The sequence below is a fragment of the Stenotrophomonas sp. STEN020 genome (assembly GCF_056760195.1).
The window spans coordinates 27,626-54,070 of the sequence record NZ_JBRREI010000002.1 but is presented as its reverse complement, the minus strand read 5'-3'; the positions used below and the strand labels follow the sequence as shown (position 1 = coordinate 54,070).

General features: G+C 61.4%; 22 protein-coding genes and 2 pseudogenes. 7 read left to right on the top strand and 17 right to left on the bottom strand.

What is annotated here, in order from left to right; translation table 11 throughout:
• Positions 1 to 75: 75 nt before the first annotated feature.
• From ACVOLZ_RS01460 to ACVOLZ_RS01435, 6 genes are all read right to left on the bottom strand, one after another.
• Entirely contained in the window at positions 76 to 903 is an 828-nt protein-coding gene (locus ACVOLZ_RS01460; protein ID WP_481514818.1) for a HupA family protein, read from the bottom strand.
• Between the two features lie 88 nt (positions 904 to 991).
• A complete protein-coding gene (locus tag ACVOLZ_RS01455; protein WP_481514817.1) occupies positions 992 to 4,078 on the bottom strand; it encodes a TonB-dependent receptor in 3,087 nt (1,028 codons plus the stop codon).
• Between the two features lie 185 nt (positions 4,079 to 4,263).
• On the bottom strand, positions 4,264 to 5,220 hold the full coding sequence (locus ACVOLZ_RS01450) for a FecR family protein (RefSeq protein ID WP_481514816.1): 957 nt from the start codon (positions 5,218 to 5,220) through the stop codon (positions 4,264 to 4,266).
• Positions 5,221 to 5,326: 106 nt separating this feature from the next.
• Positions 5,327 to 5,833, bottom strand: coding sequence for an RNA polymerase sigma factor (locus ACVOLZ_RS01445; protein ID WP_481514815.1), 507 nt, complete (start codon positions 5,831 to 5,833; stop codon positions 5,327 to 5,329).
• Between the two features lie 458 nt (positions 5,834 to 6,291).
• Positions 6,292 to 7,248 (bottom strand): hydroxymethylglutaryl-CoA lyase, encoded by a 957-nt coding sequence (locus tag ACVOLZ_RS01440; protein WP_481514814.1) that lies wholly within the window; start codon positions 7,246 to 7,248, stop codon positions 6,292 to 6,294.
• Positions 7,248 to 8,456: a hypothetical protein gene (locus ACVOLZ_RS01435; RefSeq protein ID WP_481514813.1), complete on the bottom strand. Its 1,209-nt coding sequence runs from the start codon at positions 8,454 to 8,456 to the stop codon at positions 7,248 to 7,250. The genes ACVOLZ_RS01440 and ACVOLZ_RS01435 overlap by 1 nt, the downstream gene beginning before the upstream one ends.
• A gap of 282 nt (positions 8,457 to 8,738) precedes the next feature.
• On the opposite strand from ACVOLZ_RS01435, the gene ACVOLZ_RS01430 reads away from it, so the two are divergent.
• Positions 8,739 to 10,154, top strand: a complete 1,416-nt coding sequence (locus ACVOLZ_RS01430) for an aminotransferase-like domain-containing protein (RefSeq protein ID WP_481514812.1) — start codon at positions 8,739 to 8,741, stop codon at positions 10,152 to 10,154.
• Between the two features lie 66 nt (positions 10,155 to 10,220).
• Here the strand turns inward: ACVOLZ_RS01430 and ACVOLZ_RS01425 are convergent, their stop codons facing one another.
• Together ACVOLZ_RS01425 and ACVOLZ_RS01420 are read right to left on the bottom strand one after the other, a co-directional pair.
• Positions 10,221 to 11,747 (bottom strand): esterase/lipase family protein, encoded by a 1,527-nt coding sequence (locus ACVOLZ_RS01425; RefSeq protein ID WP_481514811.1) that lies wholly within the window; start codon positions 11,745 to 11,747, stop codon positions 10,221 to 10,223.
• 225 nt (positions 11,748 to 11,972) lie between these two features.
• Positions 11,973 to 12,647 (bottom strand): annotated as a pseudogene (locus tag ACVOLZ_RS01420) (ATP-binding protein); the annotation flags it as partial.
• A gap of 49 nt (positions 12,648 to 12,696) precedes the next feature.
• Between ACVOLZ_RS01420 and ACVOLZ_RS01415 the strand changes: the two are divergent.
• The 5 genes and pseudogenes from ACVOLZ_RS01415 (at position 12,697) to ACVOLZ_RS01395 (ending at position 17,422) form a co-directional block, all read left to right on the top strand.
• The gene (locus ACVOLZ_RS01415) at positions 12,697 to 13,467 is read left to right on the top strand and encodes a TnsA endonuclease N-terminal domain-containing protein (RefSeq protein WP_481514810.1); all 771 of its coding nucleotides are present in this window, start codon (positions 12,697 to 12,699) and stop codon (positions 13,465 to 13,467) included.
• Between the two features lie 10 nt (positions 13,468 to 13,477).
• Positions 13,478 to 15,391 (top strand): transposase, encoded by a 1,914-nt coding sequence (locus ACVOLZ_RS01410; protein WP_481514809.1) that lies wholly within the window; start codon positions 13,478 to 13,480, stop codon positions 15,389 to 15,391.
• The gene (locus tag ACVOLZ_RS01405; protein ID WP_005411440.1) at positions 15,384 to 16,280 is read left to right on the top strand and encodes a TniB family NTP-binding protein; all 897 of its coding nucleotides are present in this window, start codon (positions 15,384 to 15,386) and stop codon (positions 16,278 to 16,280) included. Before ACVOLZ_RS01410 ends, ACVOLZ_RS01405 begins: the two co-directional genes overlap by 8 nt.
• Positions 16,277 to 16,711 (top strand): annotated as a pseudogene (locus ACVOLZ_RS01400) (TniQ family protein); the annotation flags it as partial. The gene ACVOLZ_RS01405 and the pseudogene ACVOLZ_RS01400, both read left to right, overlap by 4 nt.
• Positions 16,712 to 16,912: 201 nt before the next feature.
• Positions 16,913 to 17,422 carry a hypothetical protein gene (locus tag ACVOLZ_RS01395; RefSeq protein WP_232282075.1) on the top strand — a complete coding sequence of 170 codons (510 nt, stop codon included), beginning with the start codon at positions 16,913 to 16,915 and terminating at the stop codon, positions 17,420 to 17,422.
• 73 nt (positions 17,423 to 17,495) lie between these two features.
• Here the strand turns inward: ACVOLZ_RS01395 and ACVOLZ_RS01390 are convergent, their stop codons facing one another.
• From ACVOLZ_RS01390 to ACVOLZ_RS01355, 8 genes are all read right to left on the bottom strand, one after another.
• Complete coding sequence (locus ACVOLZ_RS01390; RefSeq protein WP_005411438.1) at positions 17,496 to 17,894, bottom strand: antitoxin Xre-like helix-turn-helix domain-containing protein; 399 nt, start codon at positions 17,892 to 17,894, stop codon at positions 17,496 to 17,498.
• Between the two features lie 179 nt (positions 17,895 to 18,073).
• Complete coding sequence (locus ACVOLZ_RS01385; RefSeq protein WP_005411437.1) at positions 18,074 to 19,276, bottom strand: hypothetical protein; 1,203 nt, start codon at positions 19,274 to 19,276, stop codon at positions 18,074 to 18,076.
• A 107-nt stretch (positions 19,277 to 19,383) separates the two neighbouring features.
• Entirely contained in the window at positions 19,384 to 19,854 is a 471-nt protein-coding gene (locus ACVOLZ_RS01380) for a hypothetical protein (protein ID WP_005411436.1), read from the bottom strand.
• Positions 19,855 to 19,896: 42 nt separating this feature from the next.
• On the bottom strand, positions 19,897 to 20,412 hold the full coding sequence (locus tag ACVOLZ_RS01375; protein WP_005411435.1) for a hypothetical protein: 516 nt from the start codon (positions 20,410 to 20,412) through the stop codon (positions 19,897 to 19,899).
• A 222-nt stretch (positions 20,413 to 20,634) separates the two neighbouring features.
• Positions 20,635 to 22,089 (bottom strand): hypothetical protein, encoded by a 1,455-nt coding sequence (locus ACVOLZ_RS01370; protein ID WP_032966093.1) that lies wholly within the window; start codon positions 22,087 to 22,089, stop codon positions 20,635 to 20,637.
• A gap of 1 nt (position 22,090) precedes the next feature.
• Complete coding sequence (locus ACVOLZ_RS01365; RefSeq protein ID WP_005411433.1) at positions 22,091 to 22,402, bottom strand: hypothetical protein; 312 nt, start codon at positions 22,400 to 22,402, stop codon at positions 22,091 to 22,093.
• Positions 22,403 to 22,435: 33 nt separating this feature from the next.
• Positions 22,436 to 23,647, bottom strand: coding sequence for a ComEC/Rec2 family competence protein (locus tag ACVOLZ_RS01360; RefSeq protein WP_005411432.1), 1,212 nt, complete (start codon positions 23,645 to 23,647; stop codon positions 22,436 to 22,438).
• A gap of 155 nt (positions 23,648 to 23,802) precedes the next feature.
• Complete coding sequence (locus tag ACVOLZ_RS01355) at positions 23,803 to 24,726, bottom strand: LysR family transcriptional regulator (protein WP_005411431.1); 924 nt, start codon at positions 24,724 to 24,726, stop codon at positions 23,803 to 23,805.
• Positions 24,727 to 24,866: 140 nt separating this feature from the next.
• Here ACVOLZ_RS01355 and ACVOLZ_RS01350 point away from each other — a divergent pair, with 140 nt between their 5' ends.
• A complete protein-coding gene (locus ACVOLZ_RS01350) occupies positions 24,867 to 25,262 on the top strand; it encodes a RidA family protein (RefSeq protein ID WP_005411430.1) in 396 nt (131 codons plus the stop codon).
• A 215-nt stretch (positions 25,263 to 25,477) separates the two neighbouring features.
• Here the strand turns inward: ACVOLZ_RS01350 and ACVOLZ_RS01345 are convergent, their stop codons facing one another.
• Positions 25,478 to 26,353, bottom strand: coding sequence for a LysR family transcriptional regulator (locus ACVOLZ_RS01345; RefSeq protein WP_481514808.1), 876 nt, complete (start codon positions 26,351 to 26,353; stop codon positions 25,478 to 25,480).
• Positions 26,354 to 26,445 lie beyond the last annotated feature (92 nt).

Sequence of the window (26,445 nt, the reverse complement as noted above, 5' to 3'; positions counted from 1 at the left end):
GCAAGGATTGGCGGACACTGGCTGGTCCTTGCCGGTAGCAGTCGAATTACAGCGGTTGACGGAAAGGCTTATCCGTCAGTTCTTGGTGCCGCCCCAGGCGATCTTCATGGCCGGATTGTCGAAATCGACGATGCCGGCGACGGCAGCCGCGCCCGCACCGAAGAAGTCACCCTTCACCGCACCGGTGGCGTATACGACATTGCCTGGGATTACCCATTGGCCGGCGTTGGCCGCATCAAAATGACCGTTGGTGTCGAACGCGATCTGGCTGCCACTGCTGCCCAGACGGATCTGCGTTGCGCCGATCGACAGGTCACCGTGGAAGGTGCGGCTGCTGAAGTTGGCGGTCAGGCTGCCGGTCAGGTGGGTGTTGGCACCGTACTGGTGCAGACCGGTCAGTGTGTAGCCAACCGCAGTACCGGTGGCGGCGGTATACCCGGTCTTGTCACCGACGTAATAGACCTGACGGTTCTGGTAGGTGGGGCTGCCGGTATTGCCATTGGTCGACCATTCGCCGAACCAGACATCGCCGCTGCCAACTTTGACGAAGCTGAAACTACCCAAGCCAAAGTGTGCCGGGTCGTTCGGGTTGCCCGGGGTGCCGGGAGTGATCGGGTCGTGCAGGCGGTAGACGGTCATGCTCGGAGTCAGCGCGGTGGCGGCGCTGGAAGGCGTCAGGCCCTGGAAGTCGACCTTGGCGCCGCCGGCATAGCTGGAAATGCCCACGCCGGAGATGCCGGCGGTATGCGGGCCGAACGGTACCTGTGACGCACCGACCGTGATGTACGACGCACCGGTCCCCGTGGACTGGGTACCGACGATGTTGGCCGCCGCGGCGGTGCCCGCCACGGAAACCACGGTCAAGGCGACGGCGAGTTGGGAGATGCGCTTGTGCATTTTCATGATCATGTCTCTCTTGGTGTGATGAAGGAAAAAGCAGAACTGCAGTGAGGGTTCGGGTTGCGGTGGACTCCTTGTTGCTATGGGATGATCAGAAGCGCGCGGTCACGCTCAGCTTCAGCGTGCGGCCCGGGGCGGGTAGCAGCGAGCGGGTGGCCGGGTCGGCGTAGTAGCGATCGCTGAGGTTGGTGCCGATCAGTTCAAGTTGTACGGTGTCGTTGAGGCGGTAGCTGGCATAGGCATCGAACAGCCAGGTTGTATCCCAGGAAAACGGCACGTTGAACACGGCAAGGTTCTGGTTGGTGACCGCGGCAAATGCCTCCAGGTCACGGTTGGGTTTGCGGCGCTGGTAATAGACAACACGCGTGCCCAGCTCCAGCCGCTTGTCCAGGAAGCGCCCGCCCAGCGACCAATTGGCCGAGGTCTCCGGCGAGGCCTGGGTCAGCAGCCAACTGCCGATGAAGCCCTGATCGACGCAGGTGGGCGTGCCGGCGACATTGGGGTCGATGGTGATGGCGGTGTGCTCATCGCAGACCTCGTTCTTTAGCGTGTGCGCCACGGCGAGATCAGTGAAGAAGCGGCCGTTGTCATAGCGGCCCTGGAACTCCACGCCCTGCACGAGCTGTTTGTCGATGTTGCGGAACAGGAAGTTGTTATCGCGTTCGACCAGGTCGTCGGTGCGGCGGTGGTAGTAGCTGAGCTTGATGTCGGCGATCGTGTCATCGCCCAGCAGATGCCCAAGTTCCTGGATGTAGCCCAGCTCGTAGCTGTAGGTGTGTTCGGGCTTCAGGTCGCGGAACGGGCTGACGCTGGCACCGAAGGCGATCACGCTCTCGAACATATTGGGGTAGCGCAGTGCCTCGTTATAGCTGAGGTAGGCGCGGCTGTAGTCCGAGAACAGGCCGGTAACGGTAAGCGACGGGGCCCAGCCGCCATCACGACGCTTCTTCGCCACGGCGTACCTGGAAGCGATCGGGTTGGCGGTGTTGCCGATCCTGCAGTTCCCGCCCTCGAACAGATCGGCTACGCCGGCCAGCGTGCCGTTGCTGCAGGGGTTGTCTGCGCGGTGGAATCTACCTTCGGCGTCAGGGCGCCATTCGATGGTGTTCTCTTTGGCAGCATATTTGATGTTGGCGGCGACGTAGTCCGCTTCGCTTATCCCCGCCGGAATATTGAAGATCTGGCAGTAGAACGGCATCGCCGCGCAGATCTGGTAGCCGCTGCGTAGCTGCGCCTCTGCATTGCTGCGCTGCTCCGCAGACATGGTCCGGTAGCTGGCCTGATAGCCGGATACCGAGCCCAGGAACTTGTTTGGGTGGTCAGCGAGGAAATCGTCGTACGCCCAATACGAGGAGTAGCGGGCGCCAGCATTGATCTTGAGGAAATCTGCCGGACGCCATTCAAAGTTGAAGTTGGCGTTCCATTCCTCGCGGCGGCCGGCGCGCGGGAACATGCGCCAGGCTGCCGAGGGGCCGATGTACTCGTCATGCGAGCGCAGCTTCTCGTGCTGGAAGTCGCCGCCGACGGTCAGGTCCAGCGTATCGCTGAGGCGGAACAGGTTGCTCAGGGTCAGGCCGTTGCGGGTGTTGGTGGAATCATCCAGCGCGCCGTTCATGACGATCGGCTGGGTCACCGCATTCCAGTAATTCGGGTAGCTGCCTGCTGTGTTCGCGTTGCTGTCGGTATCGGTGCGCCACAGGTTGGCGTACAGGTCGATCCAGCGGCTGTCCTGCGGCTGCCACTTGTATTCCAGGTTATAGGCCTTGGAATCGATCCGGCTCAGTGACCACTGCGGCAGGCCGAGCGCGGTGCGGTTGATGCGTGACGGCATGATCTCGCCGTAGTGCGACAGCGTGTCGCGGTAGCCGAAGCGCAGCACCTGGTCGGGTGTCGGGTTCCAGGTGGCCTTGAACAGCCACGATTCCATCTGGCTGGAGGTATTGGTGACTTCGTCGCCAGGACGCAGGCGGTTGGCCATGGTGATGATGTAGTCGCCGGCACCGATGTTCTCCACCGGTTGCGAGTAGTAACCGGCGCCGCGCTTGCCGGCGAAGTAGTTGCCACGGTCGCGGTAGGCGTAGGCGCCGAACAGGCTGAGCGTGTCCGACTTCCAGCCCAGGGCCAGGCGATAGGCGTGGTCCTCACCATCGAAGACGTTGTAACCGCCGCCACCGGTGTGCGGTTGCACGCGCAGGGTCGGGTCGTTGGCTGGGCTGCCGGTGGCCAGTTCCGGCACGTCGCGGTGATTCATGCCGGTGTACAGCTTGCCCGGCAGGCGCGGAGCGACCGCATTGCTGCTGCCTTCGATCTTGAACTCGCCGCCGAACGATTCGCCTTCCGGCACCACGTCGTCAACGTCCAGTGTCTTGATCACCACGCCGCCGCCGATGCCGGTGGTGACGTTGCGGGTCAACGACGGGCCCTTGAAGATCTGCATGCCGCCGATCAGGTTGGGATCAACGTAGTTGCGGTTGCCGATGCCGTTGTAGCCGCGCCAGGCGGTAACCGCCTGTTCGGTACCATCGATGGTGACCGGCACGCGTCCAGGCCCCTGCACGCCACGGATGTTCACATCGAGCGCTCCACTGTTGCGGGCATCGCCACTGAACACGCCGGCGACGCCGTTGAGCAGGTCCGAGGGCGTTGCGCCCTTGTAGCGTTCGATTTCGGTGCGACCGAGATACGCTGTGGACAGGTCAAGATCGTAGACATCGTCCTGGCCACGCAGATCACGTTGTGCGCCGGTGGCCTCGATGCCTTGCTGGCCGGTCACGCTCAAGGTGCCGGTGACGATGGGGGTATTCGCGCCTGTGGCAGCGGCGCCGCTGCGTGTCACCACGGCGGTGCCGGGTTCGCGCCATTGCCAGGCCAGTCCGCTGCCGGCCAGCAGTTGATCCAGTGCCTGCGTTGCACTGAGTTGGCCCTTGATGGCTGCACCCTGCAGCCCGCCGACGTCGCTGGAAACAAACAGGATGCGCACGCCGCCTTGGTCCGCCAGGCGCGTCAATGCGCTGTCCAGGGGCTGTGCGGGGAGATCGAATGCGACGCTTTGGCTGGGGCCATTGGCGCTGCTGCTCTGCGCGGCGGCATATAGCGGTGCGTTGAGTGCCAGAGCAATGCTGACGGCGAGCAGGGCGGGCAGTCGCGAAGTACGACGAGGAGGGCTGGAAGGGCTCATGGATCCGACGGGCGATTAGGAAGAGGACGCCGGATGTACCGGCGTTGACTTTATGAGAATAAGTCTCATTCCTATAGACGGTTGCCGCGAGCGAAACTTGCAGCGTCAGCAGCAAAAAACTTCTTCGGGCTCTTCGTGTACCTGCGCGTCGCGGCTTATGCAGGGTTACAGCACTTGCCGGCGGCTCAGCGGATCAAGGTCAGCAGCGGCAGACGGATCAGCTCCGCCCCGGCCAGTGCGGCGATGTTGCGCAGCAGTGCATCGATGTCATCCAGTTCGAACACACCGGTGAGCTGCAATTGCTGCAATGGCTCGCCAATCACGACGATACGTCCCGGCACATAGCGCTGCAGCTCGCCTGCAATGGCAGCCACGCTCTGCTGGTTGAAGATCAGCTTGCCGCGTACCCAGGCAGTCATTGCGCCCGCATCGACGTTCTCGGCCTTGCCAAGTACATCGGCGCTGAAGGCAACGCGCTGGTTGGGGAGCATTTCGATACTGGCGCCGGCTCGGTTGCGTAGTTCGGCCAGGCCGGAGACTACGGTCAGGGTGCTGCGGCGTGGCTCGCGGTGCAAGGCAAAGCGACCGACGCTGCAATGGACGCTGCCATCGCGGCTTTCGATCACGAAGGGACGCTGCGGGTCGGGCGCGACGTCGAACAACAGTTCACCGGCGGCCACCGATACGGTGCGGCGCACGTTGGAAAACGTCTGCGAGAACGCGCTCTCGCTGTTGAGCCAGGCCGTCGATCCGTCGCCCAGCGACGCCTGCCGGCGCTGGCCGATGCGGGTGCTGTGGTCGGCGAAGACGCCACTGACCGGGCCCAACATGCCCGTACCGACCACGCCGGCCAGCGCTGCCGCCGACAACCCGCCGGCCAACACCGCGCGCCGGCTGATCCGTCGTGGCGCCGGCGTCAGCGCCTGTACCCAATGGCGGTGCTCGGCCGAAAGCGCGGTGTTACCAACGTCGTCGAGCAGCGCGAACGCCTGCCGCGCGGCCTCGGCATGCGCAGGGGAACGCTGGCACCAGCGCTCGAACGCGGCTCTATCGCCTGCAGACGGACGCGCACCCAGACGGACTACCCACTGGATGGATTCGTCGTTGAGCGCGTTGTTGCGGATTCGGAAGCGGTCGAACATCGTGGCGTGGCTGGGGGCTGCGCTGAGAGAGGGGTTGTCTACCTATAAGACGTTTCGCCAAGGCCGAAGTTGCAGTGGCCGCAGCGATCATCCTCCAGCTTCGCCCTCAGGATGGCCCCAGGCGATCGCGGCAATGCCGCAGCGCCTGCGCCAGGTATTTGGCCACCATGCTTTCCGATACCCCAAGACGGCGCGCGATCAGTGCATGCGACAGGCCGTCGACGCGGAACAGCAGCAAGGCCAGGCGGGCATTGGGTGGCAGCTCGCGCAAGGCAGCGTCGAGCTGTCGCAGACGGTCCTGGGCGATGGCGTTGCGCTCCGGGTTGGCGACAGGGTCAGCCTGCTGCGGATCGGGCTCGCCGCTGCCGCTAGCGCGCTGTTCGCGTCGCGCCACGTCGATGGCGAGGTTGCCGGCGACCCGGAAAATGAAAGCGCGCTGGTCGCGGATCTGCTCCTGCTGCTGGCGGCTGTCGGTTTCCAGCAGGCGCAGATAGGTTTCCTGCATGACCTCCTCGGCGCGGCTGCTGTCGCCAGTACGCCGCCGCAGGTGCCGCCTCAACTCGCTGTACAGGCCGAGGAAGGCATCAATCAGGCGCGAGCTGGGCGCAGTCATCAGTGCTGGCAGCCGACGGCGGCATGCAACTGTGAGATGCAGGCAGGCGTGGTGCGGGGCAGGGCAGGCGCATGGCGCTGCTGTTTCCGCCAGCATGGCCCAGGATTCGACAGCAGCGGCATGGGGATCTCTCCACGGCGCTCAGCGCCGGCACGGGGTAGTCGGCTGGCCGCTATGCTTGCTGACCGGCACATCATACTTTCATCGCCGACGGCATGTCAGTTGCGTGGTTGCTCTGGCAGTGTTCCAAACGGGCGCGCAGCAACCATGGTTGGAGCGTGGGTAAGCCTGCGCCAGGGTGGAGGAACTGCAACAGGCAACGCAGGCGTTGTCGGATGACTAATCGCAGGTGGCTGCGCCGAAGCCGCCATGCATCTGGCTGCGCACGTGCACAGCGGGCGGATCGGCTGCTGCTGGCGCAATGCCCGGCGAGCGACAGACGACAGCGCTGACGTCGCTCAGCCAATCCAGGCCTGGGCGGTCTCCTTCCACTGGCTTCTTCTGGCCCGCAACGCCCGACCCACGCGCGACTCGGTCCTGCGCTCAAGCACGCAGTCGATGTAGTCAGCGGCAAGCAGCAGGCCGTCGATATCGACGTTGCAGTTGGTTCCCAGCTCGGAGAACAGATAGGCAAGATCTTCCGTGGCGAGACTGCCCGCCGCACCCGGCGCATGGCTGTCACCGCCAAGCCCGGAGATGGCGCCGTCGAACGCACGCACGCCGTGCTCCAAAGCTTCGATGACATTGGCGATGGCCAGGCCGAAGGTGTCATGGAAATGTGCGGCCAAGCGGTGCATGGGCACTTCGGTGGCACAGGCGCGTAGCAGCACACCAACCGACGCCGGGGTGCCGCTGCCGGTGGTATCGCATAGGCTGATCTCGCGGCAGCCCATATCGTAGAACGCGCGGACAATGCGGGTAACCTCTGCAGTCGTCACCGCTCCACTGAACGGGCAATGGATTATCGTGGCCAGTGTGGCACGTACCTGGATACCATGGGCCAGGGCACGCTCGGTGATCTCATCGGCGCGGCGCAGGCTCTCGGTTATGTTGCAGTTGAGATTGGCACGGCAATACGCGTCCGATGCGGCCGATGCGATGGTGATATCACGGCAGCCGTTGGCGATGGCCATCTCCAACCCCTTCATGTCGGGAACCATCACCGAACGGATGCGATTGAGTGGCGGCGGCCCCAGTAGTTCGCACACCGCCGCGGTGTCGGCCATCTGCGGCACCCAGCGCGGCGAGGTGAACGAGCCCAGCTCGACTTCCTTGATGCCTGCCGATTCCAGCAATTCAATCAGGTTCACGCGGACGACGGCCGGCAGCACCTTGGCCTGGTTCTCAAGGCCCTTATGGGCGCCAACCTCGATGATGCGAACGCGATCTTCGTGCTGCTCGCCGTGGCTGTCCATCAGCGTCCCCGCAGCTTGTCGAGCACAGCGATCGCGAGATCACAGCGAACGCTCTGCTTGGATAGCAGGGCCTTCACTACTTGAGCGATTTCACTGCCGCGGGCGCCGACCAACAACGCCAGGTCATATGCATGTTGAGCCGGATTTCGCTGTGCGATTTCCGTGGCAGCGTGTGCATGCAAGCTGGCAAGACTCTGTGTCAATCCGATCGCGGCGACAGCAGGATTGAGCAGATCCGTGCTTGGGGCTGTGGCAGCAGCGGCAGTCTGCGTGGAGGTCATGCGCGTGGCTGCGCCTGCCTGATCCGCCAGCACCGGCAGGGAGATCCTTCCTGACAGATGTCCGTGGTGATCGCGGTACCAGATGGCCAGTGGTACACCATGGTCATCGTGCGCAATCCACGCGTTTCGGCTGCTATCAGCACTACCGCTTGCAGATGCAATAGCGCCAAGCATGGAATTCGCCGTTGCGAGAACATCTGCATTGCGTGCGCTGATCCGCTCCTTGCCAACGCAGGTGAAATTGTGGAGGTCGACGATGCGCCCAGTCATGGCCAGGCCAGGCGTGGCGGCAAGCGAGAGCCTTTCCGGGTCAAAAGTGACCTGTGCGCATAGCACCTGGCGATCGGCAATATCCCTGACCGACGCTCCACTCCTCGCGCCGTGGGTCAGCTGCTCTATCAGTGGCGCAAACTTCGCGATCAGGATATCGACGGCCCGGACATCGGTGCGGTCAGGAAGTTCGACAATCACTGCGATCTCGAGGTGCGATCCCATCGCGCTGCCATTGCACACCTGTGCATCAATATCCTTGCAGCCGCCGCCACCTGAGGTGAGCGTCGGATTCATTGTGTTGACGAGGCCGATCAGCTGGTTGCGTAGTTGCATCACGTGCAGGCGAGCGCTGTAGACATCGCGGATCGAGCCGAACTGGATGCATGCACGCACCAACGGGCCAGCGCCAAATACCCGGAATCCGCCTGTTGAGCGCGCCAGCTCGGTAATGCATTGAAGGCTGCGGACCTGTCCTGGAGGTAGATCCGGTATTGCCACACGCAGATTCCTGCCGTTTATCAGTAGCTCATCGACGAAGGTGATTGGTTGAAATGAGGAGATGTGTTGGCTGCAGGGGGCGGATGCGTCGATGCTCACAGATCGCGTTCCTGCAGATTCGTTCAGCCCAAGGAGATCGTTTGACTCGCGCAGCATGCTCGCTTCCACTGACACTGATCCGGAAGACATCGCGTGTACTGAGTGTGCATAAGTTGCGTTCAACGTTGCTTGCCCCGCTCGACCGACTTCTGTCGAGAATTGCGTAAATTCGCGAAACAATGTGCTCTGAAGAGCGCTGGCGAAAGGTACAGTTTTTTCCGACAGTAATTCTGTTGAAGCGTATCCGCCAATTCATATCAAAATGTCTATTTATGCTCTTTACAGGGTGCGTTGACGCGTAGATACAGTGAGCGCCCGAAGAAATTCGTATGGATTTTTATGCGCTCTGAACCACGGAAGATTTCACTAGCGGAAAAAGTTGCCATGGACATCGGTCGTCAGATCCTGGCCGGTGTTCTGAAGCCCGGAGACAAGCTGCCGTCGTTGCGCGAGTACGCACGATTGAATGGCTACTCGAAGAACACGGTGATCTCGGCGTTTGACCTGCTTGGTGAGCGAGCGCTGGTTGAGGCACAGCACGGCAAGGGCTTTTTTGTGCGCGGCGTCGAAGCGCCGCCAGAGCGCGATGTCGATGAAGAGCCGGTGGGCTACAGCAGGGTTATCGATACCTTGTGGATGATGCGCCAGCAAGCCATTCGCGAACCAGGGCGGTCACACCTCGCCGAAGGCTTTCCGCCTGTTGATTGGCTGACCTATATGCGACTTGATCGCTTCCATCGGCAGGTCGCGCGCAGCGGCACCGGCAGTTTGTTCCGCTACGGCAATCGCTATGGCTACCTGCCGTTGCGACAGCAATTGATCCGACGCTTGGCCATGCATGGCATGGAGCTTGGGCCGCGACAGTTGGTAACCACATTTGGTGCCAACCATGCGTTGGACCTGATCATCAGGCGCTACGTCGCGCCAGGCGATACGGTGTTGGTGGAGCAGCCTGGCTACTATCCGCTGTTCGGCAAACTGCAGTTGCAGGGCGCAAGATCGATAGCAATCACACGCCGTGTAGATGGTCCTGACCTGGCCGAGTTCGAAGCGGCGCTGCAGACCAGCAAGGCGCGCGTTTTCTTCATGCAGACCACCGCACACAACCCGACCGGCACCGATGTGTCGCCGGAAGTCGGCAAGCGCTTGCTGGAGTTGGCGGCAGCGCACAACGTGCTGATTGTCGAGAATGACGCGATGGCTGACTTCAAGCCAAACTCGGCGTTTCGTCTGTCCTCGTTGTCGCAGTTCAGGAATACGTTGTATGTGGGCAGCTTCTCGAAATCTGTTTCGGCAGCATTGCGCAGCGGCTTCATCGCCGGCGAGAACGCGCACATTGAAGAGCTGGCAGACCTGAAGATGCTGTTGCACATCGGCAGCAGCGAGTACGGCGAGCGCGTGCTTGAGGCGATCCTGCGCGAAGGCAACTTTCTGCGCCATGTCGGGCGTCTGCAGGATCGGGTGCGCGCTGCCACTGCTGAAGGTCTGGAAGTGTTGAACAGACTGGATGCCACGGTTTATGCGACGCCGGAGCAAAGCCTGTATCTATGGGCGCGTTTCGATGGCATCGATGATACCCGCTCGCTGACTGCACGCTTGCTGTCGCGCGGCGTTGTGCTGGCGCCGGGTGCGTTCTTCAATATTGACTCGGAGCAGGTGTCGCCGTGGACGCGTTTGAACGTTGCCTATTTGAATGACAGCGTTTTCATCGACAGCCTCCGCGAGGAGGTGGATCAGGCAGCGGCGCTGGCCTGAAGGCGGCACGACCAACTGGGAGCTTCCGCTAGCGGAGCACCCAGCACGGTCATGCGTTGTCAAATCTCAATGCCAGTCCGAAAGCGAAATTTTCAACTCGGCGTTGAAGCCCTTGGCTGACTGCAGCGGTATTGCGAAGATGTTCGGTGTCTGCTGGTTGATGCCGATGGCCTTGGTGCGGGCGGTATCCAGCTCGGCCTCATTCTTGGGGCCTCCTGCCCATTGGTCGTCACCCCAGACATAACGCAGGCGCCAACCACCTGCGTCGTCGGGCTTTGCGAAGACCACCAGCGTGTTGCGGAACAGGTACTCGCCGGGAATGTGGTTTTTCAGGAACAGTGCGCCATCCACCTGGTAGCCGGCGTTGCTGACAGCCAGGTCGATGGAGAAGGCGATTTCGCTGCCGGCCAGGATCTTGCTGCTGTCCAGGAACACCGAGAACAGCACGGTCGAACGTTTGTCCTTCAGCATATTGCCCTGCGCGTCGAAGATGTCACCGTACTCGCGGCGGATGGCGCATTGGTTGGCTTGGGTGCGCGAAGTCAGTTCATAGGTGTAAGCGCCGCGCGGAGCAACGGTGGCCTCGATGTAATACGAGGATTCAATCTTCTTGCCGCGCTTGCGCGCAGCTTCGATCTCGGGCGGGAAGGGCAGTGCGCTGATGTCGAGCTGGGCGGTGGCGCAGGTGTCGCCGAACAGGAAGCGCACCAGATTCTGGTAACCCTCCTCGGAGTTGACGATGCCGAAGTAGCCGCTATGGCTGCGGTTGACGAAGGCCCGTGGCGAGCCCTCGACGTAGGCGTTGGCGATACGCACCAGCCCATCGCTTAGTGCGCCGACCGCGAACGACGATAGTCCATGCGCAGCAGCGTAATCGCGGGCGTTGGTGCCGATCAGGCAGAACAGCCGCTCCGGAGGGAAGCCTGAGTTGCCAAGCGTGTTGACCTTGTCGCTGGGCACCTTCAGATACTTGCCCATGTTGCTGCGGTTGAAGTTGTTCATGTCGTTGATCGACAGCAGATTCGGCAGGTTGATGCCGCCGACTTCGATGCCGTTGTGCGGTGTGGCATAGGTGAAGGCCTTGTCCACCATTGCCCGCACTTCGGCGCTGGCTACGTCAGGGTTCTGCAGCAGGCAGCGGCAAATCAGCCCGCCCATCGAGTGGGCGACCAGATAGACGCGGAACTCCTTGCGCATGGCGGCGTTGTTGCCGCAGATGCTGTCGCGCAGCTGTTCGATGCGCTTGCCCAGTGCGGCGGCGGCATCGGGGATCGACGGCGTTTTGCCATCGCCAAAGGCCGGATCGGCGGGGTCATAGTAGCGATGGATGACGATGCAGCGTGGCGAGATGCGGTCGCGACGCTCGGCGCCAAACTCGTAGACATCGCGGTAGTTGTAGTCCTTCATCAAGCGCACCAGCGGTGACTCGAACACGAACTTGACGATGCTGCCGTCCTGCGCCTGGCGCATCTTGGTGGAGCCGGCCTCGAAACCCATGAACGGCGTGGAGGTGGTTTCGACGATCTCATCGCGGGTCATCGCGTAGCCGCGCACGTAGATGATCGGGAAGTAGGGGCGTTCGATACGTTCCATGGCCGGTCTCTGCGGGGGCTGCTGGCGATGGTGAACGGATTTTTGGGATTTGTCTTGAATGTGATGCTTTGGAAGCTTACCTCTCCCCAACCCTCCCCTTGGCTGCGCCAAAGGGAGGGGGCCGAGCTCTGCCCCCTCCCTTGCGCATAGCGCAGGGGAGGGCTGGGGAAGGGTAAAGCCTTTGCCGTTGCAGTCGCTCCGGCAAGCCCCCAAGCCCACAACAACCTACTCCTCACCCCCAACCCCACCCCGATCCAACTGCCGATAGCCAATTGCCTCGGTCAGATGCCCCCGTTGGATCGCAGCCTCTCCGGCAAGATCAGCAATCGTCCGTGCCACCCGCAAGATCCGATGCATCGACCTTGCCGACAGCTGCAGTCGCTCCATTGCCTGCTCGAGCAGGTCACTGTCCGCAGTGGACAGCACGCAGTCCCGCACCGTCTCCGCCTGCCCGAGATGTGCATTGGCCTTGCCGGCTCGCTCAAGCTGCCGAGCGCGTGCCCGCATTACCCGCGCACGCACCTCGGCGCTGCTTTCACCCGTAGTTGCATCTCCGCGCAATTCACTCGGCGCCAGCCGCGACACCTGCAGATGCAGATCGATGCGGTCCAGAAGCGGCCCGGAAATACGTGCGCGGTAGCGACGGATGTTTTCGGCCGAACACCGGCAACGGCCACTGCTGTCACCGGCCCAGCCGCAGGGACAAGGGTTCATGGCAGCAACCAATTGAAAGCGCGCCGGGAACTCCATGCTGCGCGCAGCCCGGGAGACGGTGACAGTGCCGGACTCCAGTGGCTCGCGCAGCACTTCCAAGGCATGTCGACTCCATTCCGGTAGTTCATCGAGAAATAGAACGCCGTTGTGCGCGAGGGAGATTTCGCCGGGGCGCGGATGCGAACCGCTGACATTTCCAGAAGTCTTCGCGACCATCGGGCCAAGGAGGCCCGAAATGACGCCAGAGACCGCACATCAGTTGAAGCGACTTCAAACCTTACTGGCTGCGACTTCTTATAGTTTTCCAGCAGAAGATGCGAAAGGCTTCCCAAACTTGCTCCCAGCCGCCAGAAAGATAGGTTTAGGCCGCCGGTCGCTGACCGGAATGATGACGTCCGGCGCGAAGGTAGAGGGTCCCGGCCCCTTCGAATCCGCCTTGGAGCGGGACTACTTCGTCCTCCTCGAGTTCGACCAGCAGGTCTCGGTCTGGCATCCCCAGCCCGCCGAAGTGACCGGGCCCGCTGCTGGCCGGTTGGGAAACCAGAAGTACTACCCGGACGTCCTGGTTGAACGGATTGAGACCGTGAACGGCGAGCCGACCCAGCGGGCGGAGCTGTGCGAGATCAAGTATCGGGAGGAAATCTTCCGGAAATGGGTCACCCTCAAGCCCAAGTTCAAAGCCTGCCGCCGCTACGCCCGCCAGCGGGGCTGGCGGTTCCGGATTCTCACCGAGGTTGAGATTCGGACCCCGCGGCTGGCCAATGCCAAGTTCCTTCTCCCTTACTCGCGTCGGGATACCGACTGGATCCTGGAGCACCAGGTGATGGAGTCGGTCCGCGCCTTGGGCGAAACGACCATTCACCAGTACATGGCCTCGCTGCCAGGCAGCCAGTGGGACAAGGCAGCGGTACTGCCGGTTGTGTACTACCTGATCTGCAGGGGTGAGATCGTGGCCAACCTGGATCAGCCACTGACGCCACAGTCTCCGATCCGTGCCGTCGACTAGTAGCTCGACGGTGCCAGAGAATCCGCTGGCTATCGGCGGAGTCTTCGTCCTTCGTGGCGAAACCTACCTGGTCGACAGTTATCTCGACCTGACCCATCTCATCGCGCGTCGAGAAAGCGACGGCCAGAAGGTGCGGCTGATCATTGCCGACATCCTAGATGCTATTGCCACTCCCCAATCGACCTCAACCCCTGACGAGGAAACAGCGTCTTCGAGCGGCACGGAAACCCTGTCAAAAGAAGACTGGGATATCGCGGTAGCGCGAAGCGAGAAGCTCAAGACGCTGGTGGAGGCAAAGCGGCCATCAAAGAAACTGGCCGCCGAGGTGGCCACGTTCTTCGGCGTGCATGTCAGCACCATCTATCGCTGGCTCAAGCGGGAGCAGCAGAAAGGCATTGCAGCGCTGGCGCCGCTACACCCCAGCGGTGGGCGTGGCAGATCGCGGCTAAACGACATCCTTGACGATGTCATCTGGGCGGCCATCGAAGAACACTACCTGACCGACAAGAAAATGCGGATCTCGAAGGTCATGACGATTCTGGGGCCCAAGTGCCGCCGCGCGAATCTGAAAGTACCGCATGCCAATACCGTCAGGCTTCGCGTGTCCTGGCTCTCTGACAAGACAAAGGATGAAGCCCGCGACGGAGAGCGCGGCCGCAAGCGGCACCGGCCCGTGCCGGGCTCTTACAAGGAAGCTACCCACCCGAACTCTGTCTGGCAGATCGATCACACGCCCCTGGATCTGTGCATCGTCGATGATGTCTATCGTCGCAACATCGGCCGGGCGTGGCTGACCCTGGTCATCGACGTCTACAGTCGCTGCGTCGTGGGCTTCTACCTCTCGCTAGACAAGCCCAACGCGACCTCCGTTGGCATGGCCCTGGTCCACGCCATCCTGCCCAAGGAAGGCTGGCTGGCGGCGCATGGCATCGACGTCAAATGGCCCAACTGGGGCAAGCCGATCAAGGTTCACGCTGACAACGACAAGACATTCCGATGCGACATGGTCACTCGGGCGGCGATGGCGCAGAAGTTTGACCTGGAGTGGCGGCCAGTCAAGACGCCGCACTGGGGTGGACACATCGAGCGGCTCCTTGGCACGCTCAATCAGGAAATCCACACCATCAACGGGACGACCTTCTCAAACCCTACCCAGCGAGGCGACTACAAATCGCACGAAGAAGCCGAGTTCACCTTCTCCGACTCAGAAACCTATGTCACCAAGTATCTGTGCGGCGTGTATCACCAAAGCAAGCATGACGGTATCGGCCGCCCGCCGATCCGGATGTACGAGTCCGGAATTCTTGGCGATGCTCACACCCTAGGTACGGGCCTGCAAGCGCCGATCAAGGATCCGATGCGACTGCGGCTGGACTTTCTCCCATTCAAGGAAGTGACCGTCCAAGCCTATGGCGTCACCTGGGACACCATCACCTACTACGACCCGAGCATCGATCATTGGATTCATGCCCGGGATCCGGAGACAGGCAGGAAGCGGCGATTCACTGTTCGGCGGGACCCCCGGGATCTGAGTTCGATCTGGTTTCTGGACCCCGACCGCGACGTCTATCTAAAAATTCCGTACCGGCGCATGGAGCACCCTTCGCTCAACCTGTGGGAGCTGCGAGAGGTCAGAGCGCACCTGCGAGCCCAAGGCAAGGAAGAGGTTGATGAGGACCTCGTGTTTGATACCTACGAGGAGCTCCAGCGGATAAAGAATAATGCGAGCGATGAGACCAAGGAGGCCCGTAAGCGTGATCAGAAGAAGCGAACCTACGAAAAGAAAAAAGCCGCTGAAGCCGCTCAAGTAGGCGCTGCCACCCCCGCCAGCCAGCAAGCGCCGCCCAGCAGGCCCGCCAACACGAACGGCCTGCTGGAGGACGACGAGGAGATTTCTTCCTTCGAGGTGGTGCGCGGTGGCTGAGGACCATCTGAGCGCCGAAACACGCGCGATGCTGGGCCGGCAGGCCGCCGAGCGCTTGGCTTGGTTTCAGACCGAGTTCTGGATCAAGTACCCGGCGTCCGATGCCATCCTGGCGCTATTGGAAGCGCTGGTGAACAAGCCGCGACGGGCGCGCATGCCGGGGTATCTGGTCACCTCGGAATCGAACAACGGCAAAACCTCGATTGCTATGCGATTTGCCGGCCTCCACCCGCCGGTCTTCTCCGAAGCCGATAACAAGATGCAAATGCCAGTGATGCTACTGGAGGTCGTTCCTACGCCGACCGAGGCAGCGATCATCGAGCGCATTCTCTCGATATTGGGGATTCCCTACCGGCTCACCGATCCCGTGCCCGACAAGCGCGAGGCCGCCATCGTCGCGATGCGTAACGCCGGCCTGCAGTTGTTGATGCTGGATGAGCTTCAGAAGATTCTTGGCGCCCGGCTCGAGCAGCGCAGAGCCGTGATGGATGCATTGCGGTACATCGCCAACCAGGTTCCCGTGCCCGTAGTGGCCTTCAGCACACCCCGCGGCACCGGGGGTTTGGCATCGTCGGACGAAATGATCAATCGACTTCGGCCGCTCACATTGCCCACGTGGAAGCTGGATGCTGACTTTCAGCGACTGCTGCTCTCTTTCGAGGAGCACATGCCGCTGCCTGAGCGTTCGGGGCTGGGGAAGAAAGCCATGGCGGCCCTGATCCACACTTTGTCCGAGGGCCTCGTGGGCGAAGTCTACGACTTGCTCGAGCTGGCGCTCAGTGTGGCGATCGCCTCAGACGCCCCGCGGATTGACGAGACCCTGCTCCGAGGCCTGGCCTGGACGCCCCCGTCAGACCGAAAACGCTTGGCCCGCGCCGCGACGCCGTGAGAGTCCGCGGCAATCGCTGGCCCAGCGTTCCGCCACCTCAACCCGACGAACTCATGTCGTCCTGGCTCCATCGGCTGGCCCGATCCAATGGCCGCTCGGACCACACGCTGTGCTCAATGATGTTCGGGGCAGTCCCGTTGCTGAACCGCGACCTCGATCTGACCATGCCCGTTGCATTGCTACCCGTGCTCTCGAAATGGACGGGCATTTCCGAGTACCGGTTGTCGGAACTCCTGTTGACGACGATCCAGGGCAAGGTCACCGGCGAAAGCCGGACCGGGACAGTCTGTCGATGGGTGCTTCCCCTGGGTGTTTACCACCGGGTACGCCGGCACCATGGACTTCAATACTGTCCGCAATGCTTGGCGGAGCCCATCGCATACGCTCGAAAGCAGTGGCGCTACGCGTTCGTGACCGAGTGCCTGGAGCATGAGCGCCCTCTTCTGGACCGGTGCCCAATGTGCGCGTCTCCCTTCATGTTTCACCGGATGCACCCGGATCGCGGGCAACGGTGGGGCTGCGCGACGTGCGGCGAGACCCTGAACAAGCCAGATGCCAGTGTCGGGTCAAAATGCCTACTGCGACGACAGCAGGCGCGACTCGTGGCAGCGGCCGGCAGAGGCGGAGCACGGATGAACTGCCGCTGGGTCAGTTCGCTGACGCTGTTCAACGGGTACCGGTTCCTCGCGCACACGCTCACGTCATCGCGCTTGAAGCACCTGGCGAACACCGCAATCATCGACCGGGCCGGGACGTTACGTTTCTCTGGGACGCACACAGAGTTCGAGCGTATGGGGATCGAACTGCGGCGGCCGATTCTGCTCGCACTAGCAACGTGGATGACCGATTGGCCGGATCGCTTCCTGAAAGACGTGCGGTCGTCTTGTTCCAGCCGGTCAGTACTGATGGGGGATCGGCGGCACATCCCATTCTGGATCCAGCAAGTGCTTGATACCCTGCCCACGGCCCAGCCCCACCGACTGACATCACAGGAAGTTCAAAGCTGCGCGCGGTGGCTCCGAGCCGGCGGCCAGGCCATCAGCTTTGATGGGCTGTGCCGGGCCCTCTCACTTTCCACCTGGGAACGAATGCTTCCCGCGAACAGGGTGCTCTTGGGAGAGGGCGTGTCCGGGCTGGACTGAGCGTTGATGTGGCCGGCGCCGTAAATCATCCGTAGCCTCATCGCGAAAGAGTGAAGTCTAGCCGCGCCAAGGCCTATCCCCAGCCGCGCTGGGTGTCCAGGTACTGGCGGACGACGTAGAGGTCGGCAACCTGGCCCCCAATCATTCGATCCAGAGCACTGCTTCCTGCGAACAACGGGGCCGCATTCGCGCGCTTGATCCATCCGTCCGCCTGCGTCGGGGTCGCAAAGAGAATGTGCAGGGCTCGGTAGATGCCGAGAACATAACTGGTGCGCTCAAGGACATCATTGGTGAGCGCTCCGGTGCGAGTCCGCTTCCATCGGTAGTAGGTTGAACGTGCCGGGCGGCCCAGAAGAACGCGGGCCTCTTCAGAAGTGAGGCCCCATTTCCCGCAGATATTGAAGAACGCGGTGAGGCCGGGTCTGGAAAGGTCGGGCCTTGTCTGCAGGGGCTGATGGGTTTGAGGCTTCATGAAAAGTCCTCGCTGGATCTTTGATGGCGACCAGAGCCGCCGCAGCTTCGGGTGAAGGTCGGGGCCGCCCACCAATAGTCTAGCCGAGCGGCCCAGCGGGCAAGACTCCGGTCATTTAGCACCCGCGTGGGTGATCAGATGCCGCCGGCCCGTCGTTCACAAGCGACCGGCGCCCGCAGCTAGCCCAGATGGATGTCAGCTTCGCCGAGCACGTCCACGAAGAGCGTCAGCATGCCGCCTGGCTCATCGTTCTCGAAAGCAGGCTCTCTTGGCCGTTTGGGCTCGCTGGGTGCTCGCGGGATCCACTGTTCGGCAACGCGGTGGTGGAATTCAATTAGGTCTTCAATAGAAGAACCTGGACGCTGACCGAAGCCAGCAGTGGCTGCTGCCCAATCCCAGCCATGCTGCCCAAAGGTATATCGGGAGCTTGGCGACGGCATGGCGGTAAGGAGCGCCTTATGTAAGTACCAATTCTGCAGAACCTGACTCAACTGCAACAGAGAACCGAGAGGGTTCGAGTTCGTGGCTGCATGGCCAATAGCTTTACCTTGAGCCCCGGCGATCAGTTCGTCATAAAGGGCAGACCACTCTGGAAATGTATCCGGATCAATAGGTGCGCCTGGAACGAAATGAGGCCACGAGGTGCCGGGAAGCATTGGACTTGTCCACGGGTGAGGCGCGCATTTGATGATCGCGCTGAGACATTCGGTGTAAGAGCTGAGGCTGATTTGGGGCGAAGAATTGATCGTTTGCCACTTTTTTGCCCAGGCTCCAAGCGGCGGGTTTGATCCAGGCCAGCGAGGAGCGATAGGCGAATACGTTTGAGAATTGGCCGACCAATGCTTTGCGGAATCCGCACGGAAGTCCATGAATGTCCACGGCGTGCTAACAGCAATCGGCCACTGAGGGCTAATGGCCGTGCAGCCACTGGGGGGGAAGTCGTTTTTTAGCCGGAATGCCCCTTTAACTCCATTGAGCGAAAACATGGGCATACGATGCAAGAGGTCGAGCTCGAAGGGGGTGCTCGATCCAGTATAGGTATCGAGTAGCTTGCTTGTTCGTTTGCCCTGAATGAGCCACATCCAGCTGACCACTTTGCGTTGGTGCCGCCTTCTGACAATGACCGCAAGGTCCGCCAACTCTCGCTTGTCTACCCGATTGCCGCCTTGGGACCAAGACACCCAGGCGTGCTTATCCAGCCAAATAGATGTCAAGTGAATGGCTCGCCCCGTCGCTGAGCTGAGTTCACGGGCCAGATATCGCAGCGCATTGCCCTGATGCATGCCTCGAAGAAAGTCGAGCTCCCAAGCAACGCCACGGCCGAGGCTGCTGGCAACTTTAGAGCCGTATCTCCAGAGTCTCTTGTCAGTTGAAAAGGCCATTGTTCAACCCCTCATTGCAATGGTGGTGATGTCTAGGTGACGCCATTTCGGATCCAGCCCCATGAGGGCAGCGGCGACGACCCATCCGCATCGGACGCAATCACCTGCTAAGTCACGTCATCAACCCAGATGACCTGATTGACCAAGTCCCCGCTGGCGTCGAGTCCCAAGATCAGATGGGCCGTGTGCAGGTAACCTAGCTCCCGTCGAAAGGCGAGTAACTTCTGCCGGTCGTATTCCAAGCTGCCGCCAGGCTTTTTCATTTCTATGGCCAGGAGGTTGCGCGCATCCGAGTTCCGTTCGTGAACAATGATGTCTGGGAAGACGGTAGTGGCCCGGACCTCTCGGTCAAAGGCGTCCCGTGGCGGCAAGTAGAGTCGTTTGGGGTCACCAAAGTGGCGGTTGTACTCGCAGTCGATACTGAGCGGCGGCGGGACAAGCTCCGGATCGTGCATGTAGTGGGCAATCCGACAGGAGAGCGCCCGCTCGGTCACATCGAGCTCGAGCAATAGGCGGTCAAAGCGGATGACCTGGTCGACCGCCTGAGTTAGAAGCTTCTCCGCCTCTTCGCGCTGCATGTACTCCGCCTCCTCGGTATGCCGCCTAGTCTGCGGAAGACATCAATGGTCGTACTGGGCGCGGAGCGTCCGGCCGATGTGCTCCATCATCGGGGTCGCTTGGCGCATGTTGAGTTCGAACAGCGTTACCGCCTCGGCCTCCGAGTCGACCAGGGAGACCTGTGTCAGCTGCCCGCAGAAACCATCCAGAGCCACACGCAACGCATCGTCTGCGACCCGCTCCTTGAGGATCATGGCCCATCGACGCGCCAGTCGATTCTCCTCGGAGAGCGTCTCGCCAACGGAGTTCTTGCCCCAAATACCCGAGCTTCGGAAAGCGTGGCGATCCTCTAGGTGGCAGCGAGTCTCCAAACGAAGCAAGTCACTTAGCGCTTCTTGTAGCGCAAGCAACGTCTCCCGCTGGAACGCCCGGCCCTGGTCCCGCCGACTGGCCTGATCGTCCGCAGCCTGCAGGGACGCTGCATGGCGGGTGGCGATGTACGCGGTCACCACGCTCGCGGCCGCACCCACCACCGTACCGATCAGGGCGCCGATCGCCCCCCAGGTTGCCGGTTCCATGATTTCCCCTGTGCCCTGATTCGCTAAGCAAAAAGACGAACAAATAGTGCTAGTACCCGAGGCTACCTCAGTACGTTCTGGAGAATCCACCGCCCCCGAGAGTGGCGGTGCAGCGCCTTTCGCACATGCACCGGATGGAACGTGGAGCCGGACCGGTGCTTGCGCGTGCTCCGGCTATCCGGGGTTGCCTGGGCATTGTCTTCTCGTTGCTACGTGCAGGCGCTAGTACTTAAATGCGAACACGACCTTTGTCAGGTCTTCCTCTTCGAACGTTTCGAAGTTCTCCCCTCTGGTCTGAGACAAGCCGATGGAGAAACTAGAGTCTGGAATTGCGTATGTCAGATCCATCGAGAGCCGGCCGGGGTTCTCCAAATCCCCAGAGAGAATGCGCATGTAGCGATAGCCGATCGAGAACGACAATGGCGCGAGCGGCTTGACCCCGGGAAGAGAGAAACGAAGGGTCAGCTCTCCACCGATGCCGGCGTAGTTGTCATCGACTAGGGACTGAAAGTCAGTGTTGCTACCTGCGTCTTGGACGCGTCCATACTCGGCAAAGAGTCCGGCGCGACAGTCAAAGTCAAGCGGTCCGGCAGTGCGGGTTGCGCCGCAGACCGCCTTGGCGCCGCTCGGAAGGTAAGCAAGGTCGACCAATCCCACCCGAGCTCGCAGGATCGTCGAGTCCTTCGCCCTATCGTCAGTCTGGTAGGCGACCGCGGTGAAGGTGCCATAGGCACCTTGGCCGTCCTCGTCACCGAAGGACCTGCGATACATCAGCCCAGGACTAAGCGCCCGGATATCCTTACTATCGTCGTCGTCACCTGGTGCTTGTGTCTCGGATGTGCTCGCGAGGTAGTGCAAGAAAAGAAAGGCGGCGTCGTTCGGTCCCAACTGCGTCCCCACACCGACCACGGCTTCAGCGGTGAGAACCGATGATCCTTTGACGTCGTCGTCAGTGAACGACAGATTGGCCCCGGACGCCTTCTTGAATGCTTCAACGTCCCTCTCACTTCCGGCGGGAGCCCGAACCACGGCTAGGTCGTCTATCTTTCCTCTCAGGGCCACAATTACCCGGCCGTCAGACGGCTCGGCAGGGGGTTTGGGGGGCGCAGCGGTGCCATCTCGAAAGACGCAAAGGATCCGGAGGGGTGCCTCACTACCTCCCAAGACAGGAGCGAACAGCCTGCGTAGCGCGGCGTCTCTAGCATCTGGCGTGTTGATGGACGCCAGTGGAGTAGCTGGGTCCAGTCGGTACTTCGATTTCTTCGGATTCTCGGCGAGCCAAGCCAAATGCTCGGCCAAGTCGTATCGGATGCTTTGGATCGCCGATTGCTGGGCAGTTGTGAGTCCGAGACCATCCACGTCGCCCGCCTCGACACGGCCCCAGTGCAGCACCCATCTCATTGCCAACACATCCGCAGGCATTGGGGCAGTTTGGCCTTGGTCATCAGGAAGGCGAGGTAGCGCTGCGAAGTTGAGCTGGTATGCCAGGCCGACCTGGCCGAAGAGCGGCGCAACCTTGGTGCTCCCCTCTTTGTCGCAGAAGTAGGCTTGATTGGCTTCAGAGAAAACGGCTGTCAGTTCAGGGCTGGGCAAACTGGCTTCGGCATACACATGGAGCGGAACGATACAGAGAGCAACTGCCATGACGAACGTCTGGAGTCGGGTAATCCGAGTCATGTCACACCCCGTACTTGTCTTTCAGTGCAATTCGCTTCGTGAGCTGGTGCCGCAGGCTTCGAAGATCCTTTCGATAGGTTTCATCTACCAATGGCGTGTCCACAACCAAGCCAGAGAATGGCGGCTCCTTGGGAAGGTGGTCGTGAACCAGACCATTGAGATAGCCATGCCAAACAGACCACGACACACCCATCCCACCCTTACGCAACGGCTTGCTTGGCGTGGTCGAAAACGAGAATGGTTTTCCGACGCGTTCCGCATACATGAGTTTGATTGCAATCCCGACGGCTTCCTCGATCTTCGCGATTTTCATTCTGACTCCCCTGTATTGGGCTTGGGTTCGGCGCTACTTGCAACGGTTGGGCCCCACATACGAAGTTGTGATGCCGCCATCGCTACCGAAGAGGATGTCAATGTCATCGTCCTTCGACCCATCCCCACATGCCGGCACGGACGTCTCGGCCCATTCCCCCTCCTCGGCGTCGCTCGCGCTGTTGCTGCCCCGATCGGTCCGAAGGAGATGCGCTTCCGGGATTCCCGCCGCAAGAAAGCGAGCAACGGTTTCCCGATGGGGGTGTCCGTGCCCGCCTCCCGAAGAGAAGATGACAAACTCTGGCGCGACCGCGGTGATGAAGCACTTCGCGCTACCGTTGTTGCCTCCGTGATGGGAAGCAATCAGGACGTCGGCGCTCAGCAGATCCTCTTCCACGTTCTCGACGGCCCATCCCTCTGAGCCTGTGCACGTTTCGTCGTCTGACCCACGCAACGGCCGGCCAATAGCGTCACCTGTCACCAGGATCGATCTGCCGCCGTGCGAGATCCGAACCATGATGGAGACAGCATTGGAGATCTCTGAAGGGCTCATTTGCCCCACGTCCGGGAACTCGTGCCAACCCGCCAGGAAGGTGATCTCCACTTCGCCAAGCTCAAACACCTGGCCAGATGCGAGCGGCGTTGTTTTCAGGTTGAGGACGGATGACTGATCCTCTGCGACCTCGCCGATTGCCTCCCGTGCATTGAAGAAGGTGGTGCATCCGGAGGCGCCGACGTGCGTGCAGTGCGGCGGCGTGTAGCCAGTCCACAGTAGTGTGCCTACTTCCCTCGATTCTAAGATGAGTGGCAGGTTACCAAGGTGGTCTCCATCGCTGTGGGTAAGCACCACCATGGACAGACCCATGTCCGGCAGGAGCTTGTCCACCCCGTCGGCACAGGCGGTTCCGTTCCAGTGACCCGCGTCGACGAGAAACGTGTATCCCTCCGCCGTAAGGCCGACGACGCAAAGACCCTGACCGACATCGACAACCCGCACGTGGAGATCGGGAGGATCTACCGCTTGCAGGCGACCAAGGTATCGGCTGTTGCGCTCCTCAACTTCCAAGCGGCGCACGACGGCAGGGGGTGCCCGTTGGACATCACCATCCCCTTCGAGCCCCCTTATGACGACTACGTTCCGCGTGGGCTCAATTGACCCGACTTCATCTGGACGCACGGGTTGGGTGGCCGAGCAGGCGGAGAGAAATAGCCCCGCCGACAAGGCGCAGCAAAGCAAAAACCTCATGGCGACTCTCCCCAAGTAGCTCGCTAGCACTGCCAACTACTGCCAACGGCGACCGGCCTCACGGGCGGACACGCCGGAGTGGCAAACTGGGGTCGGTCGTGGACATTCGGATTGGAAAGGCATAGCCAACCTGCCTGAAGGGGCATAGCGCCAGGCTATGGCATGCGCATCGTTCCTGGGCCGCGACGCGCCATCAGCTCGACGATCCAATCGATGAACACGCGCAGCTTCAGGCTTACGTGCCGGTTCGGTGGAAAGGCCAAGTAGAGGGGCATCGGATCGAGCTGCCAGTCTTCGAACAGCGGAACCAACTCTCCGCGGGCCAGGGGAGCGCTCGCCATGTACGTCGGCAACCACAGTACCCCCAGCCCCGCCACGCCGGCGGCGAGGTAGGCGTTGCCATCATCCACCGTAAGCACCAGGCGGCCGCGCACCTGCAGGCGCTCATCGCCCCGGTGCAGCGTGTGGGCCAGCGGAGTGCCGGCCCGCGAGCCGCGGTAGCCGATAACGACATGCTGGCCGTCGTCCAAGGCCTGCGGGGAAGCTGGCGTGCCGGCCCGGGCCAGGTAGGCGGGCGCTGCGTAGACACCCAACGGTAGGTCTGCGACATGGCGGGCGCGCAGCGACAGCTCGGTGAGTTCGCCACCACGCAGGACGCAGTCCACGTTCTCATCGATCAGGTCCACCTTGCGGTCGCTGGCGCCAAGGTCGAGCTGGATGTCAGGGTAGCGCGCGTGGAAGTCGGGTAGGGCCGGCACCAGCACCAGGCTGGCGAACGGCGCCGGCACGTCCACGCGTAGTCGTCCACGCGGCACGGCGGATTCCGCAGAGAGGCTGGTCTCGGCATCGTCGAAGTCGGCTAGTAGGCGTACGACTCGCTCGTAGTACGCGGCTCCATCGGCGGTTACGTTGACCTTTCGCGTGGTGCGGTGGAGCAGTTTCACGCGCAGGCGCGTCTCCAATTGCTGGATCAATTGGGTCACGCGGGTCTTGTTCGTCTGCAGTGTTTCGGCCGCCTTGGTGAAGCTGCCGGTCTCCACCACGCGGGCGAAGGCCTGCATCGCATCTATTCGGTCCATGCGCGGCTCCGGGTAATGGCGGGATTGTTCTGATTCTACAAACAGTGATGCCGGCTTTGGCTCGTTTATCCGGTCGCTACGAGCGCCTAGAGTGACCGCTACGTACCCGCAATCCCTCTCCCACCACAGGACAACTCCCGATGACCACACGTGAAGCCGTGTTTCCGGCCGGCCGGAATGAGCTTTTCATCCAGCATTCTTACTCCGCCGCCATCCGATCGGGCGATTTCCTCTTCGTTTCGGGCCATGTGGGTAGCCACAGCGATGGTTCGCCCGAGCCCGACTTCGAGGCGCAGGTGCGATTGGCATTCGCCAACCTTCAGGCGACCCTGAAAGCCGGCGGTTGCACCCTGGATGACATCGTTGATGTGACCACCTTCCACACCAACCCCGAAAAGCAGTTCGACACGGTCCTTGCTGTGAAGAACGAAGTCTTCTCGGCCCCGCCCTATCCGACTTGGACCGCCCTCGGCGTCAATTGGCTCGCGGGTTTCGATTTCGAGATCAAGGTCATTGCCCGCATTGGAGCGGCCTGAGCCGCGTGGTCGGTGTCGACCCGAAGCAGGTAGCTTGGCGGTCAGGGCAACGATCCACAAGGAGCTGGTGCTCGCCGCGATCTCGATGGCGGCGGGCACCTCAATCCCCGCAGAATGTTGATACACGCGGATTTGAGTCCTATCCCACGGCTGGCGGGTAGTTCTCATGCACTGCGAGCATCGACGCCATGACGCCTATGCACATGGATCATCAATCAGTGCCATTCGTAGTTGGATGCGAACTGGGCAAACTGCTTTAGCTCGACGGGTGTAGCGGATCCTGTGGCCATCGCCATGACGAGATCATGCTCCAACGTGAGGCCTTCGATCAGTCGAGTGACCATGCCAGGAACTGCAACGGACCGCTCCGGGAGAATGCAGACGGCCCTGCTCTGAGCTACGACGCGCTGGACCCAATCTTCCCGGTCTGTCCGGAAGCGGGGTCGCATAACGACTTCTCGTCTGGTGAAGTGATCCTGGATCTGCCCGCGGTACTCGCAGTTAAGCCGATCAATGAACGGATAATCCACCAAGTCTTCAGCGCGGATGGTGTCAAATGCAGCCAATGGGTGATCCGCTGCGCAGCCCAGCACCAGGCGCTCCCGAAACAGGGGTACAACGGACAACCTAATGTCAGGCCTCGAACTCTGCGGGAATATGCACGCGTGATACCTTCCCGACATCAAACCCGAGACGTCTTCGCTGGATTTGAGCGAATGCAACTTGAACTCGATGGACGGAATCTGTTCCAGCGCACTGAGAAGGAATGGGACGAAAGTAGTCGCCCCCACGGTCGGCGCAACCGCGATATCAAGAACTTGATGTTTTCCCTGCGCCCAATTGTCGGAGTGCTGCCGCACGCTCTCCAGCGCAACTAGCATTCGCCGGAACTCTAGTTCGACGTGCTGTCCCAATCCCGTAAGTCGGCTGTTTTTCCCCTTTCTATAGATCAGGGCCCCCCCGAGTTCCTGCTCCAGGCGGAGAATTGCCCGGGTGAGGCTGGGTTGGGAAACACCACTCAGCTTCGCAGCGTTCGTGAAGTTGAGCGTTTCTGCCAAGTGGATGAAGTAGCTGATCTGATGGAGTTCCATAGCCCTCTGGCCCTCGCTGCGAAGCGTCCTGACGCGTAGGTGAAGACGCATCGGCATTCAGCCATATATATGCGCCACGCACATAATACCTG

What these genes read in the sequence shown, in the direction of transcription:
- ACVOLZ_RS01365 (WP_005411433.1), bottom strand. Translation starts at nt 22,402, where the DNA reads ATGAAAATCGCGAAGATCGAGGAAGCCGTCGGGATTGCAATCAAACTC.
- ACVOLZ_RS01370 (WP_032966093.1), bottom strand. Translation starts at nt 22,089, where the DNA reads ATGACTCGGATTACCCGACTCCAGACGTTCGTCATGGCAGTTGCTCTC.
- ACVOLZ_RS01355 (WP_005411431.1), bottom strand. Translation starts at nt 24,726, where the DNA reads ATGGACCGAATAGATGCGATGCAGGCCTTCGCCCGCGTGGTGGAGACC.
- ACVOLZ_RS01445 (WP_481514815.1), bottom strand. Translation starts at nt 5,833, where the DNA reads ATGACTGCGCCCAGCTCGCGCCTGATTGATGCCTTCCTCGGCCTGTAC.
- ACVOLZ_RS01395 (WP_232282075.1), top strand. Translation starts at nt 16,913, where the DNA reads ATGAACTGCCGCTGGGTCAGTTCGCTGACGCTGTTCAACGGGTACCGG.
- ACVOLZ_RS01345 (WP_481514808.1), bottom strand. Translation starts at nt 26,353, where the DNA reads ATGGAACTCCATCAGATCAGCTACTTCATCCACTTGGCAGAAACGCTC.
- ACVOLZ_RS01435 (WP_481514813.1), bottom strand. Translation starts at nt 8,456, where the DNA reads ATGCTGCGCGAGTCAAACGATCTCCTTGGGCTGAACGAATCTGCAGGA.
- ACVOLZ_RS01430 (WP_481514812.1), top strand. Translation starts at nt 8,739, where the DNA reads ATGCGCTCTGAACCACGGAAGATTTCACTAGCGGAAAAAGTTGCCATG.
- ACVOLZ_RS01425 (WP_481514811.1), bottom strand. Translation starts at nt 11,747, where the DNA reads ATGGAACGTATCGAACGCCCCTACTTCCCGATCATCTACGTGCGCGGC.
- ACVOLZ_RS01450 (WP_481514816.1), bottom strand. Translation starts at nt 5,220, where the DNA reads ATGTTCGACCGCTTCCGAATCCGCAACAACGCGCTCAACGACGAATCC.
- ACVOLZ_RS01380 (WP_005411436.1), bottom strand. Translation starts at nt 19,854, where the DNA reads ATGCAGCGCGAAGAGGCGGAGAAGCTTCTAACTCAGGCGGTCGACCAG.
- ACVOLZ_RS01440 (WP_481514814.1), bottom strand. Translation starts at nt 7,248, where the DNA reads ATGGACAGCCACGGCGAGCAGCACGAAGATCGCGTTCGCATCATCGAG.
- ACVOLZ_RS01350 (WP_005411430.1), top strand. Translation starts at nt 24,867, where the DNA reads ATGACCACACGTGAAGCCGTGTTTCCGGCCGGCCGGAATGAGCTTTTC.
- ACVOLZ_RS01390 (WP_005411438.1), bottom strand. Translation starts at nt 17,894, where the DNA reads ATGAAGCCTCAAACCCATCAGCCCCTGCAGACAAGGCCCGACCTTTCC.
- ACVOLZ_RS01415 (WP_481514810.1), top strand. Translation starts at nt 12,697, where the DNA reads ATGACGCCAGAGACCGCACATCAGTTGAAGCGACTTCAAACCTTACTG.
- ACVOLZ_RS01385 (WP_005411437.1), bottom strand. Translation starts at nt 19,276, where the DNA reads ATGGCCTTTTCAACTGACAAGAGACTCTGGAGATACGGCTCTAAAGTT.
- ACVOLZ_RS01455 (WP_481514817.1), bottom strand. Translation starts at nt 4,078, where the DNA reads ATGAGCCCTTCCAGCCCTCCTCGTCGTACTTCGCGACTGCCCGCCCTG.
- ACVOLZ_RS01360 (WP_005411432.1), bottom strand. Translation starts at nt 23,647, where the DNA reads ATGAGGTTTTTGCTTTGCTGCGCCTTGTCGGCGGGGCTATTTCTCTCC.
- ACVOLZ_RS01375 (WP_005411435.1), bottom strand. Translation starts at nt 20,412, where the DNA reads ATGGAACCGGCAACCTGGGGGGCGATCGGCGCCCTGATCGGTACGGTG.
- ACVOLZ_RS01460 (WP_481514818.1), bottom strand. Translation starts at nt 903, where the DNA reads ATGAAAATGCACAAGCGCATCTCCCAACTCGCCGTCGCCTTGACCGTG.